The sequence below is a fragment of the Methanocaldococcus vulcanius M7 genome, assembly GCF_000024625.1.
GTDB classification, from domain to species: Archaea; AGJL01; Methanococci; order Methanococcales; family Methanocaldococcaceae; genus Methanocaldococcus; species Methanocaldococcus vulcanius.
On record NC_013407.1, the window covers coordinates 730751 to 748010 of the forward strand.

Annotated in this window: 12 protein-coding genes and 1 CRISPR repeat array; of the genes, 5 read left to right on the forward strand and 7 right to left on the reverse strand. The window is 32.0% G+C overall.

What is annotated here, in order from left to right:
• Positions 1-3: 3 nt before the first annotated feature.
• From METVU_RS03750 to METVU_RS03765, 4 genes are all read left to right on the forward strand, one after another.
• A complete protein-coding gene (locus tag METVU_RS03750) occupies positions 4-2022 on the forward strand; it encodes an ATP-binding protein (RefSeq protein WP_015732841.1) in 2019 nt (672 codons plus the stop codon).
• 65 nt (positions 2023-2087) lie between these two features.
• A complete protein-coding gene (locus METVU_RS03755) occupies positions 2088-3479 on the forward strand; it encodes a lactaldehyde dehydrogenase (protein ID WP_015732842.1) in 1392 nt (463 codons plus the stop codon).
• A gap of 64 nt (positions 3480-3543) precedes the next feature.
• Positions 3544-5040 carry a methyl-coenzyme M reductase-associated protein Mmp3 gene (gene mmp3, locus METVU_RS03760; protein ID WP_048196777.1) on the forward strand — a complete coding sequence of 499 codons (1497 nt, stop codon included), beginning with the start codon at positions 3544-3546 and terminating at the stop codon, positions 5038-5040.
• A gap of 232 nt (positions 5041-5272) precedes the next feature.
• On the forward strand, positions 5273-6295 hold the full coding sequence (locus tag METVU_RS03765) for an NOG1 family protein (RefSeq protein WP_015732844.1): 1023 nt from the start codon (positions 5273-5275) through the stop codon (positions 6293-6295).
• Positions 6296-6331: 36 nt separating this feature from the next.
• Here the strand turns inward: METVU_RS03765 and METVU_RS03770 are convergent, their stop codons facing one another.
• The 6 genes from METVU_RS03770 to METVU_RS03800 form a co-directional block, all read right to left on the reverse strand.
• Entirely contained in the window at positions 6332-7138 is an 807-nt protein-coding gene (locus METVU_RS03770; RefSeq protein ID WP_015732845.1) for a hypothetical protein, read from the reverse strand.
• 85 nt (positions 7139-7223) lie between these two features.
• Positions 7224-7703 carry a PUA domain-containing protein gene (locus tag METVU_RS03775; protein WP_015732846.1) on the reverse strand — a complete coding sequence of 160 codons (480 nt, stop codon included), beginning with the start codon at positions 7701-7703 and terminating at the stop codon, positions 7224-7226.
• Between the two features lie 15 nt (positions 7704-7718).
• The gene (locus METVU_RS03780) at positions 7719-9179 is read right to left on the reverse strand and encodes a DUF530 family protein (RefSeq protein WP_015732847.1); all 1461 of its coding nucleotides are present in this window, start codon (positions 9177-9179) and stop codon (positions 7719-7721) included.
• Positions 9180-9278: 99 nt separating this feature from the next.
• Positions 9279-10592, reverse strand: coding sequence for a CCA tRNA nucleotidyltransferase (gene cca / locus METVU_RS03785; protein ID WP_015732848.1), 1314 nt, complete (start codon positions 10590-10592; stop codon positions 9279-9281).
• Positions 10593-11024: 432 nt separating this feature from the next.
• Positions 11025-11939, reverse strand: coding sequence for a ribose 1,5-bisphosphate isomerase (locus METVU_RS03790; RefSeq protein ID WP_015732849.1), 915 nt, complete (start codon positions 11937-11939; stop codon positions 11025-11027).
• 441 nt (positions 11940-12380) lie between these two features.
• Positions 12381-14086: a CRISPR direct-repeat array (repeat unit 30 nt; unit sequence ATTAAAATCAGCACGGATCGTGATGGAAAC).
• A gap of 297 nt (positions 14087-14383) precedes the next feature.
• Positions 14384-15010, reverse strand: a complete 627-nt coding sequence (locus METVU_RS03800; protein WP_015732855.1) for a DJ-1/PfpI/YhbO family deglycase/protease — start codon at positions 15008-15010, stop codon at positions 14384-14386.
• 190 nt (positions 15011-15200) lie between these two features.
• On the opposite strand from METVU_RS03800, the gene METVU_RS03805 reads away from it, so the two are divergent.
• Entirely contained in the window at positions 15201-15992 is a 792-nt protein-coding gene (locus METVU_RS03805) for an HAD family hydrolase (protein WP_015732856.1), read from the forward strand.
• 29 nt (positions 15993-16021) lie between these two features.
• Here METVU_RS03805 and METVU_RS03810 read toward each other — a convergent pair whose 3' ends face one another.
• Positions 16022-17260, reverse strand: a complete 1239-nt coding sequence (locus METVU_RS03810) for a 2,3-bisphosphoglycerate-independent phosphoglycerate mutase (protein ID WP_015732857.1) — start codon at positions 17258-17260, stop codon at positions 16022-16024.

A 17260-nucleotide genomic window follows, 5' to 3' on the forward strand; every position in this document is an offset into this window, starting at 1 on the left:
GATATGGAATTCCAAGAAGAAATAAATTTGGAGGAATTTAAGGACTATTTAATTGCATATTTAAGGAATACTCATCAAGAAGACATAGTTATGGACAGTGAAGTTGTAGTTGTTGACTTAAATAATCTCTACTATTATGGATTAATGGAATTTGTCGATTATTTAATTCATAATCCTCAAAAAGGTATAGATTTTATAAAAGAGTGCTATGAATCAGCATATTTTACGTTAAAAAATGAATATCCAAAAAATTTTATAATTTCAGTTAAAAACTTACCGAAAATATTTAAAACCAATAAAAATGGGAAGCTATTTACGGTTGAAGATATAAAAAGCAATACATTAGGTAAAATTGTAGAATTTGAGGGAATAATAGTCATGGCCTCAAAAATTAGACCGATTCTTAAAAAAGCTTACTATTTCTGTCCAAAATGTGGAAAATCAGTAATTAAAGAAGTTGATTTTTTGAAAATTGCAGAAGAAAAAGAATATTGCGAATGTAAATCAGAACTAAACTTAATAGAGGAAAAATCCACTTATACTGATTTTCAGGAAATAAAGGTTCAGCAACCATTGGATCTAATGGACAACCCTGAAGAACCCCCAAAGTATATAACAGTATTTTTAGAAAATAGCCCCGGAATCTATGCTGGTAGAGTAAAAATAACGGGAATTCCTGTAAAAATTAAAAAGAGCAAGAAACTTCCAATTTATGAAATATATGTTAAGGCATTGCATTGTGAGGTTTTAGATGGAGAAGTTAAGGTGAAGATAACAAGAGAAGATGTAAAAAATATTGAAAAGATTGCTAAAAGGAATGACGTTGTTGATATATTGGCAGATAGATTGATTCCAGAGATTAGGGGTCATTCTGCAATAAAAAAAGCTGTATTTTTACAACAAATAAAAGGAGTTAAAAAGCCCGGAAAGAGGGCAGATATTCACATACTCCTAATAACTGATCCTGGAATTGGAAAAACAGTGATTTTAAGAAAGATAGCTGAAATTCCCGGAAATTTATATGGCTCTGTAACAACAGCCACGGGTGTGGGATTAACAGCCGCTGTTGTTCGGGAAAAAACAGAGATCGGAGAAGATACGTGGGTTATTAAGCCGGGTTTGTTAGTTAAGGCACATAAAGGAACTGCCTGTATTGATGAATTAACTGTTAATAAAGATCTACAAAGTTATGTTTTGGAGGCAATGGAGAGTCAGACGATCCACATTAGTAAAGGAGGAATTAATGCAAAATTGCCAGCCGAATGTGCTATTTTAGCTGCTTGTAATCCAAGATGGGGTAGATTTAATCCAGAGGTTTCAGTAGCAGAACAAATAAACATTCCAGCCCCTTTATTAAGTAGATTTGATTTAATATTTCCAATTAGGGATGAATCAGATAGAGACAAGGATAAAGATATTGCAGAGTATATTATTGACTTGCATAGGGCTTATTTAGATGAAAAAATAAATAAAAAAATGGGTCTTGACTATTTGGAGATAGATGGTGTTAAGATAGATAAGGAGTTTATAATTAAATATATCCATTATGCAAGGCAAAAAAAGCCAATCATCAGTGAAAAAGCAAAGGAGTTGTTTGTAAAGTATTATGTAGAGATGAGAAAGAGGCATCAAATAACTGCAAGGCAGTTAGAAGCATCAATAAGGATCGCTGAGGCACATGCAAAAGCAAAATTAAAAGATGTTGTTGATGAAGAGGATGCAAAAGAAGCAATAAACATAATAACCGAATGTTTGAAAGAGATTGCTTATGATCCAGAGACAGGAACATTTGATGTTGATAAGATTTTAGGAGTTTCTAAAAAAGAGAGGGATAAGTTGACAACTGTTTATGAGATTATTAAAGAGTTGTCTGAGAAATCTGAACTTGTCGAGCATGAAGATATTGTCGAAGAGGCAAAAAATAAGGGAATCAAAGAGAATGAAGTGGAAAATATAATAAAGAAGTTGATCAAATATGGAGATATAGATGAACCAAAACCAGGAAGGTATAGATTGTTATAATAACAACTCATACTAAATTACATTTAAAAATTAAAATACGTGAAATAAATAAAAAGGGGATTGTAATGCTAATAAATGGACACTGGATAGATAGGAAGGATATTGACGTTATTAATCCTTACACATTAGAAGTTATCGAGAAAATTCCTTCTTTGAATAGAGAGGAAGTTAAAACAGCGATTGATATTGCAGAAGAGTGTAAAGACAGTATGAAAAATACTTCAATCTCTCAAAGATACAAGGTCTTGATTGGTATAGCAAACAAAATAAAAGAAAATAGTGAAAAATTGTCAAAAATATTGGCCATAGATGCTGGAAAACCGATAAAACAGGCAAGAATTGAAGTTAAAAGAAGTGTAGAAACGTTTTTATCAAGCGCCTTTTATGTAAAAGAACTTAGAGATGAGGTTATTCCCTCAGATAATCGCTTAATATTCACAAAAAGAGAGCCCGTTGGGATAGTTGGGGCAATAACCCCATTCAACTTTCCAATAAACTTATCCGCTCACAAAATAGCTCCTGCAATTGCAACGGGAAATGTAGTTGTTCATCATCCTTCATCCAAAGCACCACTCGCATGTATTGAACTGGCTAAGATTATAGAGGAAGAATTTAGGAAATATAACGTTCCTCTTGGATCTTATTCTCTGTTAACGGGTTTAGGAGAGATCGTAGGAGATGAGATAGTTAAAAATGATAAAGTAAACATGATCTCCTTCACAGGAAGTTCTAAGGTTGGAGAGGGGATAACAAAAAAAGCCGGTTTCAAAAAGATTGCATTAGAGTTGGGAGGTGTAAATCCAAATCTTGTGCTAAAAGATGCGGATCTAAAAAAAGCAGTTAACTCTTTAATTAGGGGCAGTTTTGTATATGCAGGGCAGATATGCATTTCAGTTGGAAAGATAGTTGTGGAAGAAAGTGTAGCAGATAAATTTATAAAAATGTTCGTAGAAAAAGCAAAATCGCTAAATGTAGGCGATCCGTTAGATGAAAACACAGATATGGGGCCTTTAATTACCTTAGATCATGCAAAATGGGCAGAGAACCTTGTCAAAAGATCGGTAGAAGAGGGATCTAAACTTCTATGTGGTGGAAAAAGAGATAAAACCTTATTTTATCCCACAGTGCTTGAAGTAGAACCAGATAATATAATCTGTAAAGTAGAGACCTTCGCTCCAATAGTTCCAATAATTAGAGCAAAAGAAGAGGAGATGATAGAGATAGCTAATGATACGCAGTATGGGCTTCATTCAGCAATATTTACAAAAAATTTAGAAAAAGCATTAAAATTTGCTGAAAATTTAGAATTTGGAGGTGTTATAATAAACGATTCCTCCCTATTTAGGCAGGATAATATGCCATTTGGAGGAGTTAAAAAAAGTGGGATTGGAAGGGAAGGTGTTAAATATGCAATGGAAGAGATGTCTAATATAAAGACAATAGTTATTACTCACTAAAAAATTAAAAATAAAATAAGAAATAATTTAATCTAAGAGTTGGAAAAATGTCTTGGTGATGTTTATGGCAAAGGTGATCGTTAACGGAAAAGAAAAAGTTGGAGAAACATTAAAAGATGTTTTAAAAGATGAATATTATGTGAATGGAACAAATATAGTCGTGATAAAGGGTGTTAAAAAGGAAGCGGAAAAAGTTCCAAAAAAGTTTTTAATTAAAACTACAAAAGGAAATATAACGATAGCAATAACCGAGAATAATGAGACAGCGAAATTTTTCACAGAAAATTATAAAAATTTTGTTAAAAAATTGAGATGGATCAGTGGAATAGATGTTGCATTTGGATCTACAAGGATCGACTTAGAGATCTCAACAGAAGAAAAAGAATTTAAAAAATGGGATGTTGTTTTGAGCATATCTGGCTTAGACAAGGATGAGGGGCATATCGTTTTTATAAAAAGAAAAACAGAAGGAGTTTATGGTCTAAAAGATCCAAAAATTGGAATTGTAGTAGGAGGTAAGTGGGTAATTGACAGATTAGAAGTAGGAGATAAGATAATAGATATTGAGCCGATTAGAGAAGAGAAAGAGGCCGTTGATTACATCGTAACAACTGATTTAAACTTAAAACTTGAAGACGGATGGAAGATATTTACTTACTTTACGGCAGAGTTCGATGGAACACCCTCAGCAGTTGAGCACTGTTTAGCTTTAATGGAGGATGGAATCTTTGAGATAACTGAGAATACAAACACATTTGTCGCAGATTGCAGATTACAAACATTGAAAATTGAAGAAGGAAATTTAATAGACAGAGAACGTGGATTTATAACTGTAAGAAACTATGGGGCGGGAGAAGGAAAAGTTTATATTTATAGGGAAAGTAGAAGTTCATCCCTATCCCACACAGTCGTTGGTAGAGTTAAAGAGGGAATGGAGTTAGTAGATTTTTCAGAATCTGGAATTCTATCAGTAAAAACCATCCCTGAGAGGTTGTGTGTTATTGGCTTAACGATGGAAGAGGCGGAAGATCTTTTGAAGAGATATGACATTGAAGTTGAAAAAGAAGGGGACTTAGAAAATGCAATCGTTGTCGATCAACAGCCAGAATTTACCTTAGATGTATTGAAAGAGAAAAAAGTCAAAATTAGAGGATTAAATAAGGATAAAATAGTGGTTGTTGAGTTATATGAGGATAAAGCCCCAATTACAGCGTGGTATTTCAGAAAAACAACTGGCTTAACCACCAAGAGGGTAGGAAAACTCCACGTATATTTCAAACACAATGACATAATAATGTTCAAAGGAAATCCCGAATATGCAAAAGGGCTTCTCCCAGAGAACGTTCCAACAGATAAAGTAGAGGCCTGTTCGATAGGAGTTACAAACATGGTCAGTAGATACAAAGGTATGATCGGTGTTAGGTTAAGTGAAAGCGATAAATTTGGACCTACTGGAGAGAGTTTTGAAAAAACCAACATTGTTGGAAAGATCGTTAAAAATGCCGAGTTTTTGAGAAAGGTTAAAACAGGAGATGATGTCTATATCCTTTTACAAAAATAAATAAAAATAAAACAGATCAATAGAACCATTAAAAAGTTATACAAAAGGATAAAAGATAACAACTCAATAACAAACCGAATATTTTAACTTTCTCACTCAATTTTTAATGATAATATCCAATAAATACAATTCGATTTATTTTTCGAATCGTAATTGAATTTAACAATAGATAGTTTATCATACTTTATCATGATATAAAATTTACTTAATTTAAACTTTTTTGGTGAGATCTATGGGAAAAGAAGCGAATCCATTTAAAAAAATGCCGACTATATTGATGCCTGATGAATTAATGGCTAAGGCACTGAGGAGAGGAGAAAAAGTGGCAGTTGAGATGAGACAGAAAGAGTTGCCATGGCTTTTAAAGGCAAGATTCGTTGAGGAGCATAAAGTAAGAACCATCTCTTCGGTTGTGGCAGATAACTTACAGAAGGTTATAGACAAAACCCCTCCAATAAGAAAATTACCTAAATTCTATCAAGAGATGGTAGAGGTTTTAGTAGGAATTGATGAATTTAAAAAATCGATGGGAGCGTTTAAATGGGCTTCTGAATTAGTTAGAAAATTAGGAAATGAGTATGCGAGAAAAATTAGGAAAGCAAGAACTCCACAACAGGCAGGAAAATTAAGAAAAGAATTTGTTGGTAGAGTTAAATCAATATTAGAGCAGATACATCCAGAAATGGCATTTATAGCAGTGGCAAGGGAGAAATTAAAAGAACTACCGACATTTAAGGATCTACCAACAGTAGTTATTGCTGGTTATCCAAACGTTGGTAAATCAACCCTTTTAAAAAAACTCACTGGAGCAGATGTTGAAATAAACAGCTATCCTTTTACAACTAAGGGAATAAATGTTGGTTATATGGGAGAGATTCAAATGGTGGACACCCCCGGATTGTTGGATAGGCCATTACATGAAAGAAATGATATTGAGTTGCAGGCAATTTTGGCATTAAATTACCTTGCAAACGTGGTCTTGTTTGTTATAGACGCGAGCGAATTTTGTGGTTATACGATAGAAGATCAGATCAACCTTCTCAGGGAGGTAAAGCAGTTATTTAACGTGCCGATTATTGTGGCCATAAATAAAATTGACTTAGCAAGTGAAGATAAGATCAAAGAGATAGAGGAGAAGTTGAAAAAGTTGGGTGTAGAGACAGTGTTAAAGATCTCTGCCAACAGTGAAATAAACTTGGATACATTAAAAGAAAAACTTAAAAAAATAGCAATAAGGGAATTTATGAGCAAATAATAACAATAAAGCTTCTTTGATTTTATGTATTTGTTTTTATTCGTTCTCTATTTCATTTATTAAGTTAAGTGATTCAGCATCACCATATTTGTTGGCAATGGCTTTCACTTTTTCCAAAACTTTTGGTTTTTTGTTTGTTAATTTTTTTAACTCTTTGCAATATTTTATAACATCTCTATATGCGACATCTAAAAATTTGTTTTTAAATCTTGAAAGTTCATAAGCGAGTAAACCTCTCAAAACGTCATCTGTTGAGAATAGAAAGACAGGATGTATCCATATAAGGATTTTTCCATCCTCCCTTTCAACAAAATTCTCTATTCTATTAACATCCATAAACACATCAATATAGACAGAAACATCTCCTTTAAATCCTACTTCATCTATTAACTCTTCCAAAATCTCATTTACGTTTGTGTCAAATTCGATAATCTTTTCATCCAACTCTTCATCTTCTAACTCCATCCATTTTAATATCCTTTCCTTGAACTCGATTGTTGTGTTGCTTGTAGGATAAATTATATTATAATTTCTTGCGTCAAATTTATATTCTTTACTTGTTCTTGAAGATAAAGTTATAATCATCAACCCTTCATCCAGATTTTTTAAATTTACACTTTTTAATGTGTATTTTCTTGCCTCAACATCAAAATCTTCTAAATGATCAATATCCTCTAAACATCTAATATATGCCTTCTCCCCATTTTTTCCTTTTAAATAAAATCCCTTAAATTCAATATCTGCTAAATCCCCTCTGATAACATCCTTAGAAAACTCATCTAAATTTCTGTAAATATCCAGAAGTATTTTTTTGGCTAAAACTTTTGAAGTTTCTGTTTTCATAATTTTCACCTTATAAATATTTAATCAGATCAGAAAGTAAATCAGTAAGACAATTAATAAAACGAAATAATCATAAACAAACTGATTATCCTCCTTCTCTCAAATACCATCCCTTATCTTTTATATTCTTTATCATCTTACCATCAAAAAATCCAATTCCTAAAAATTCTCTATTTTTGTTAAAAACTGCGATCCTTCCAGAGCCCTTTATTTCTAAGATCGAGTTTTTAAATACATCCCTTCCATACAGGAACAATTCCTCTGCTTTTTCATTCACAATTGCGTAATTATTCATTATTCCGTTAGAAATAATAGTAAACCCCTCCAAAGAAAGTTTAAAATCTTTTCTAATCTCCCCAAATATATTGCCAACTGAAAATATATTGTTAAAGTTTTTCAACACTTTTATAACGGATGGATTTGTGTAACAAACAGTTGTCCAATTTCCCTCCAAAGCAACTAATCTCTCATATTTAAAATTTTTTACTGCATTTGGGCTTAGATACCTCCCCAACTCTTTACTAATAAGATTTATTTCTCCTTTTAATAGTTTTCTCGCTTTCATTCTTCACCTCTCGAATTATATCCCACTCAACAAATCCAAAAACTTCTTTGTTTTCTCTTTTTTGACTTTTCCATACTTCTCCAATTTCTTAACATTAACATTTTTTTCTTTTAAAACTTCTTTTATTGGCTCTATCAATGCTATCTTTTTAAGCAGATCTTCAATCTCTTTTTTATCAAAGTTGAATCTCTCTACCGCATTCCAATCGTGAATTAAGTAAAGCGCAACTCCTCCAACATTTTTTAGAGGAATTTGGTATTTTGGCAATTCTTCTTCTAATTTAAATTTTAAATCCAACACATCAGTGCAATTAATCCCATCAACCTTCATCCAAGATAAGAATCCTTTTTGAGGTGTGATCATTATTGATGGAAATAGATTACTTCTTGCTCTTTCATCCGGGGTTTTGCAAAGGTAAAATTTAAACACATCTTCAGAAAACTTCTTAACAAGTATATCCTTAGAGACCTCTTTTGAGATTTCATTTCTAATTTGAAGAGCTTTTTTCAGGGGATCTATTGGTTCTCCATTTTTAAAAAGCCCTTCTCTTTCGAGCATCTCTTTTAATTCCAATTCTTTTAATTTTTTTTCTTCCATGCATCTAATATCCAAGATTCCTCCATTTACATCTGTTTCAGTTCTAAACATCATACATATGTCTAAATATTTGTTTAGATAGGATTTTTCTTCTTCGTTTAACAACTCATCGATCTTTTTCTTGATAGAGTTTTCAATCTCATCTTTATACGTCTTCAAATATCCAATTGCTAAGACCCTTCTAACATACTGATCGTCTATTATTTTATTTTTTGAAAAATTTCTTTTTATTGATGTAATTATAGCATTTCCAAACTTTTCTTTAATAAATTTCTCGTAATTTGGATCCTCCACCTTTACTCTTTTAAATTCTCTTTTTCCCTTATTTATGACGATAAGAGAGATCGTATAAGATGTTAAAACCCCCCTACCCTTCGGCTCTAAGATGTCTAAAAAAGTTTTATACGTTGATACAAGATAAGGAGGGAATTCAAACATCATCCTCTTGTAAGATCCATCCAGAGGAAGATTTGGAGGAAGTAGGATGTTTCCAATATCCTCAGTTAAGTGGGATAAAGCGATCTTATGGGCTACTAATGCATGCCTTACTCTCTCCAAGATCCCCTTTTTTTCGCTTGCTATTCTTCTTAGGTATGTGCTATAACTTGCTATCTCTTGTAGTCCTTCACTATCATAGCCCCCTTTCAATTTCCCAACATTTTTATAAGGAGAATCAAATTCTAAAAATTCCATCTTGGATTTTAAATCTTGTAAGATCTTTAAATTTTTTTCTAATGTGGAGATTATATCGGATAATTCATTTTTATCAATATTTTTGTTTTTTATTTTCTCAACTACTGTTTTTAATTTCTCATTTAACCCGCTTAGTGAATCCAGAAATTCATTTGCATTGTTAATTAAATTTCCAGTGTTATCCATAATTACCCTACTCTGAGGTCTTTTCAATATTTAAAACATCAAATAATTTACAAAACTGTATGCTACTAAAATGTAATGTAAAGAATATAAAACCAAAAGTTAGGAATAAGTTTTATCTAAATCTAACTCAATGATCTCTCCATTTTTTGGATTTACATGTTTGGGTATTGAAATATTTACAAATTTTCCGTTTATGATGTCTTTAAATAACTCAACCACATGAGAGTATTTTCGCTCAGCATATGCACATACTTTACAACCCTTTATAAAAACTTTATCATATTTTTTTAGGAAATTTTCAACCCTCTCCCTATCGAACACAGGTGGACCTTCTCTTAATATAACCTTTGGCAGTTTCTCAACTAAAAACTCCCAATACAAATAACAAAACTTATCATCTGCAAAACACTTACTACTCAAAATTACAAATTCATTTTTAGTTATTGCTTTATTTATACTTTTTTGAAGCTTTTCCATCTGCGGGTAGAGGATGTCATCTACAACATCTTCTCTTCGAATTTTTAATATCAATCTATAACCATGTGGTCTGTCTTCCAATTTTTCCTCAATTTTTTTTCCATAATCTTTAAAAAATTCTAATGATGGGTTTTTTAAAAATTCCCTTGCATAAAATATAAATTTGCAAAAGTTCTCTTTGCTTAGTGGAGATGCAACATTTCTATTTAAATCTACAGGATCATAAACTACAAGTGGATCATCAAACCTTTTTAGATTAATTTTTTCTCTACTGTATAATTCAAAAATATCTTTTAAAATTATTGTTTTTCCTAATTTCCAATTTTGAGCATCTTTTAGTAAATTTTCAAAGGATCCATAATGTAAAATCAACAATTCACATAGATAACCAGAAAAACCCTTAGTTTTAACATCAGATCCATAAAGTCCTAAACTTCTTAAAAATGCCTTTAACACTCTAACTTCATCACATAACTCCTCATTTAACCTATTACATAAAAATTTGTGATGAAGAGGCGTTCGATCGACAGCAGATATTATCCTCTCTCCAAATTCAATTTTATAACAAGGAACTATATCTACTTCATATCCGTCTATAATTCCATTGACGTATGGATGAGAGGCATAGTTTATTGAGTAGGTTCCATTTAGTTCACTTATTGTCTCAATTCCTATCTTTATCCCGATGTCTTCAAGCGTCTCCTCATTGACAGATCTGTCAAATAATAAAAAAATGTCAATATCGTAATCGTTCTTTAAATTTGTGTTTCGTGCAGAGGATCCAACCAACAAAACTTCCAAGACAGGAAAATTATTTCTTTTGATGATCTCCCATATTTTGCCTATTATTGCGTTAGATTTACGTTTAAGATTTTCCATTTCCTCTTTTGAAGGTTTTATCTCTTTTAGAACTTCCTCTTTTATATGTTCTATCAATTAGATCACCATAGAATAAGATTTATTTCTTAAACAAAAATAAAACCAACATTGATAAGACAATGATAAGACAATAATAAAATGATTGTATCAATATTATTTATTGTATTATGATTATTTTTATTATTAGAAAAACAATATTCAACAGTGAAAGTGAAAATTTAAAAAAATGTCTCTACCCTTGGAAAACCGATAAACCCTCATCGAAGCCCAATGGCTACTCAGGACGGCCGCCTTGTGGGTAGAGTGCCGAGGTGGTTTCATCCCAGAGAGGTCTCCACCTGATTGGCAGAATATACTTTTAAAGAAGAAGTGATATATAAACGTTTTTTATAGTGTTCTTTTATAAATGTAAATATTTCTATTTTAATTTATTTTAAATAATTCGAGCAATTAATAAAATGAATTTAACAGCAAATCATTTAACTTTGTTTATTTTAACCATCCAAAGTATTTTTCAATAATATACCACGCTCCCTGTGGCGGAATCAAGCCCACTTCCGTTATTATTGCATCAATATACTTAGACGGCGTTACATCAAAAGCAGGATTTCTGATCTTTATTCCCTTATACTTTCCTTCAAAAACTACAACCTCAGAAGGATCTCTTTCTTCAATTTCTATTAATTCCCCAACTATCGTTTTCGGATGGAATTTATACGTCTCAGCAGCTGTTAAAAAGGGAACTCTACTTTCATTTGCTACTAACGCTATTTGTGAGGTTCCAATTTTGTTCACAAGACATCCGTTTGCTGTTATAGCATCTGCTCCAACAACAACAATATCTATTTCTCTTATAAAGTATCTAACTGCTGAATCTACAATGAGAGTTGTATCTATACCATAATCATATAAGGTTTTAGCAGTTATATATCCCTGATTCCGTGGTCTTGTTTCGGTGCAAAACACTTTAATTTCTTTTCCTTCATCATAAGCAGTTTTTATAACACTTATTGCAGCTTCAGAGTTGCAGTGAGTTAATATTGTATCTCCATCTCTTATTCTATTAGCCCCAAATTTTCCTATATTTTCAATTGCCTTTAATGACGAATTTATAAACTCCTCTGCTCTTTTTACGACCCCAATTTTCGGATTCTCATCTTCTAAACCCTTTAAAACAAATTTTACTGCATTTGGTAAAGAAACTGCCGTTGGTCGTGCAGATACCAACAACTCTCCCGCCTTCTTCATTCTAATTTTAAATTCTTCATCATTTAAATCTTGTATTTTCAATGCATACGTTTTCAATGCATTAGCCGCAGCCCTACCAATCCTACCAGCCCCTCTAATCTCCATATTTTTAATTTTTTCAAACGTTTCTTTTATAACATCTATCTCACGTTCCATAAATCACACCTTTTAATATCACTACACTTAAAGTTTTAACCTAACTTTTATTTAAACATAACTATTTGTTTTCTTATTTATCTTGTTGTTTGTTTTTATTTTTTTGTGTTTTGAGTTTTTAGTTTAGATTTTTGTTTTTTATTTGTTTTTAGTTGGTTTCTAAGGGGTGGTTTGTTTTATTATTTTGTATATTTGGATGTATTTAATTATGGAGATTTTTTAGAGTTTTTAATTGTTTGTAGTTGTTTTTAAAAATCCATGGTTGATTAAGTGTGTTTTTTGTTTTTATGTTTTATTTATTGTTGTTTTTTAAATAAAAGTTCGAATTGTTTTGTTATAGGGTTTATAAAGAAGAGGGGTTATCTATGGGTAGAAGTTTTATAGTGTAGAAAAATATAAATATTAGTAAAAACATTATAATGAAATAAGAAAGATTGCCCTATTAAAATCAGCACGAGTCGTGATGGAAACTCTTTTTCATCTATCTCTTTATACTGTATTAATACTGACTCAATTAAAATCAGCACGAGTCGTGATGGAAACTGAGGAAATTAAAATACAGTTAGCTGTTCAGAATGATAACATAATTAAAATCAGCACGAGTCGTGATGGAAACGTTTATATCAAATACTGATGATACTGATACTGCTGGTATTAAAATCAGCACGAGTCGTGATGGAAACTATGTGTTAAGGTTTCCAAAGCAGTATGTTAAATACGGTATTAAAATCAGCACGAGTCGTGATGGAAACTGGTTTAGTAAAAATGGGAGAAGAAGGAATCGATTTCCCAAATTAAAATCAGCACGAGTCGTGATGGAAACCATTGACATCATGTTTGAGAGTAAATTCTGAGGGTATTAAAATCAGCACGAGTCGTGATGGAAACTATGCAAGATATTCTTTATTATTGATAAAAGATCATTAAAATCAGCACGAGTCGTGATGGAAACCTGGTTCATTTTTTTAAGGAATTTTTAAAAATTTAATTAAAATCAGCACGAGTCGTGATGGAAACATAAGCGTATTTGAGTTTTATGATGATGCTACAGCAATTAAAATCAGCACGAGTCGTGATGGAAACCTTTTATACCGTTTGCGAGTGAATACCTTTCGCATTAAAATCAGCACGAGTCGTGATGGAAACAGAGCCATTGCCCCGAATTTTTGTAGTGGAAGTATTAAAATCAGCACGAGTCGTGATGGAAACTAGATTAACAAGAAAATTAAGAAATATGGGATTGAATTAAAATCAGCACGAGTCGTGATGGAAACTGAAATAGCAATAGATTCACAAAACACAGTATTTATATATTAATTAAAATCAGCACGGATCGTGATGGAAACTGAGATCAGGGGCAAAACTATTTATCTTTTTTATATTAAAATCAGCACGGATCGTGATGGAAACTTGATTGCATCATTTCCATCGGATTCTGTGTTGTTTCAAATTAAAATCAGCACGGATCGTGATGGAAACACATCAAGATTAACTGAAGAGGAAGTTAATGTTGAAATTAAAATCAGCACGGATCGTGATGGAAACACATCAAGATTAACTGAAGAGGAAGTTAATGTTGAAATTAAAATCAGCACGGATCGTGATGGAAACACATCAGATATATACTTATTATACCACTGTGTTAATTAAAATCAGCACGGATCGTGATGGAAACTACCGTAATCTACTCCGAAGTATTTGCATAATTCACTGTATTAAAATCAGCACGGATCGTGATGGAAACACATCAGATATATACTTATTATACCACTGTGTTAATTAAAATCAGCACGGATCGTGATGGAAACTACCGTAATCTACTCCGAAGTATTTGCATAATTCACTGTATTAAAATCAGCACGGATCGTGATGGAAACACTTTTGAATTTACTTAATGATGGATGGAGATCTGCATTAAAATCAGCACGGATCGTGATGGAAACATTTTATTTAGTTCTTCAACAACTCTTACAAGTTCATCAACATTAAAATCAGCACGGATCGTGATGGAAACTTATGATAATTACCCTATAAATGCATTGTTAAAAATATTAAAATCAGCACGAGTCGTGATGGAAACCTTTGTTAGAGGAAAGTAAGTTATCAGCTTGTTATACATTAAAATCAGCACGGATCGTGATGGAAACAAGAATACTCCTGCACTGCTATAAACTTGTTTAGTCCAATTAAAATCAGCACGTCTTGTAATAAAAAAGATAAAAGAAATTTGATTAATCAACTCTAAAAGAGACAGATTGCCTAACGTTATGATATAGGAATTAGGACAGATCCTATGGAACTTAAACTTTTTAAAGGATGTTTCTCTCATTTATAATTCTTTTAATTATCAAAATCAGACCTTTTTATGAATGTTAATTCCTAAAAATTATATCAATTTTTATAAAAAATTAAGTTAAAATAGCCATCTTCAAAAAGTTTTAATTTTATTTAGAGTTGTTTTCTATAACTTTAAGAACTTCTAATCCGAATACTCTTGCGTAGTTAGGAGATTGTGCAGTTATTATATTTCCATCAACAACGACTCCTTTATCCTCATATATTGCTCCATATTTTTTTAATTCTTCTATTGCCTCGGGATCTGGGAAGACAGTTGCTTTTTTACCCTTTAGAATACCTGCTCTTGCTAAAACAACAGGAGATAAGCAAATAGCTGCAACAACTTTATGATCTTCATAAAATTTCTTAACTAAGGATAACAATTCAGTATTATTCCATAGATATTCTTTGGAGCCGATCCCTCCTGGTATAACTATTGCCACATATTCGTTAGGGTTTACTTCATTTATGGTTTTATTTACAGTTATTTTATTTCCAAGCATACCTATGCATGTGCCTTTTTTTGTAGAGACGACATCTACTTTTAATCCATTTGCTTCAAATACTGCCATTGGTTCAAATAACTCCTCATCTCGGAAGTCCTTTGGAGCAATAACCATTAAAACTTTTTTATTACTCATAATTTCCCTCTTTTCGTTTGGAGAGGATGTGCACATTGAAGAGAGTAGTGTAGTTATTATCAGCGCTATTAAGATCAATTTTAACTTTGCCATGCTCTCACAAATAGTTCAACAATAGTTTATATGCATTTAGATAATATTTTTTATTGAATGATATTTTATTATCATTATTGTCTTATATCTTAATCTTAAAAATTTTTATTTTATGTTATAACTTAAATTATATTAAAAATTATATTAATTATTATTTAGTTTATTTAGTATATTTAGTTTAGGGATTGACATGATTGCGGTTGTATTTGATAGTGCTGGAACTCTTGTAAAGATTATGAGGGCAATTAAGAATCTAAAAAAGAATAAGTTTATTTGTAATAGGCAGACGGTTGATATTGTAGATGAAAAGGAAGGTAGGGCGTTAGTGATAATTAAGGATGATCCTTTGGAGGTTGTAGATAAAGCAGATTCGGATATGTTAATATCCGATCTTTTAAAGAGTGCAAATATTGGAATATCATATTGCAATCCTCCAATAGATAAGGAGGGAATTTTTAAAGATGAAAAAACGAGAGTTAAAGAGTTGCAAGATCCTCTAAATATTTTAAAGAGGTATGATGTTGAAACCGGATATGGTAGTGCGTTGATCGTTGATACAAGGTCTGGAGAAGTTGAATATACGATTGCAACTGCGGGATGCCTATTTAAAGAAGTTCCTGAGACCATTAGAAAATTAAAAGATATGGGAGTTGAGGTTTTCATTGCCTCGGGAGATAGGAAAGGATTTTTAAAGAAATTAGCTAAGATAACAGGAGTTAAAGAGGATCATATTTTAGCCGAGGCACATCAAAAAAAGAAAAAAGATCTAATTAAAAAATTAAAGAGTAGAGGTTATTTTACAATAATGGTAGGAGATGGAGCTAATGATGTTCCTGCAATGTTAGAGAGCGATCTTTCTGTTGTAACTTTACAAAATGGAAATGTATCAAAAAAAGCTCTGGAAACTGCGGATGTAAAAATATATAACATAAGAGAGATCGTGGATATATGTAAAAAAATAAAAAATGAAAATAAAAAATGAAAGAGAAGATAAAAAAGGAAAATAAGTGGTTATGCTCCAAATTTCTCATTTCTTCCAGTTAGGTCTAATAAAATTTTCATAATATGTTCTCCTTTGATCCAGTGTAGGCCCCCCTTAGCACAAGAAAATTCGTTAAAGTTTTCAACATCATCAACTCTAACACTTTTTCCCCAGATAACTATCGGAATAGGATCAGCGGAGTGATCTTTCATCTCTATTGGAGTTGAGTGATCCCCTGTCAATACAAAGTAAACATCTTCTTTACTTATATGTTCAAAAACGTATGAAAGCATGTTATCTATCTTTTCTAAAACTTCTTTTTTAAGATCATAATTTCCGTCATGGCTTGCTTCATCTGCTCCCTTTACGTTAACTAAAACGAAATCATATTTCTTTAATGCATCAACTAATGCCTTTGCCTTACCCATAAAGTTTGTGTTTGGAGTTCCTGTGGCTCCTTCTACTTCTATTGGATCCAATCCGACCATTTTTGCAATACCTTTTATTAATCCAGTTCCACAAATACATGCTCCTTTCATTTTATATTTATCATAGAATTTCTCAATTTTTGATACTACTCCTGCTCCTCTTGGAAGGATAATATTAGCCGGAGGTAGTCCTTTTTTTCTTCTTTCTTCGTTTATCGGGTGGTTGTTTAATTTTTCATAAACTATTTTTAAGAGTTTATTTAAGATCTCTGCGGTTCTTTTTGCCTCTTTGGAATCATCGAGAGGTTTTATTTCATTAACTTTTACTCCTTCTTCGTGTGGATCTCCATCGCTTACTTTGCAAGATAGCCCTTCCCCTCTAAGAACTAAAACCCCCCTGTATCCTTTTGATGATTTGAATATAATTTTAACTCCATCTATTTCCAAACCATCAATAACTTTTTCTAACTGTTCGGCTTCCTCAGGGCTGATTCTTCCCGCCCTTCTATCCAAAACTACAAAGTTTTCATCAACAGTTGCAAAATTACATCTAAATGCTACATCTCCTTCTTTCAAATCTAAACCTACACCAAACGCTTCTAACGGCCCTCTTCCAGTGTAAACCTTGTAAGGATCATAGCCCAATATTGAAAGATGGGCTGTATCACTCCCGGGCCTTATTCCTATATCGATCGCGTTCATCAAACCACAGATTCCTTCCTTTGCTATTTTATCCATTGTTGGCGTTTTTGCATCCATTAGTGGAGTTTTTCCCTGCTCGTTTGGTCTATCTCCTAATCCATCTATTATAAATATTACGCATTTTTTTTCGTTCTTCAT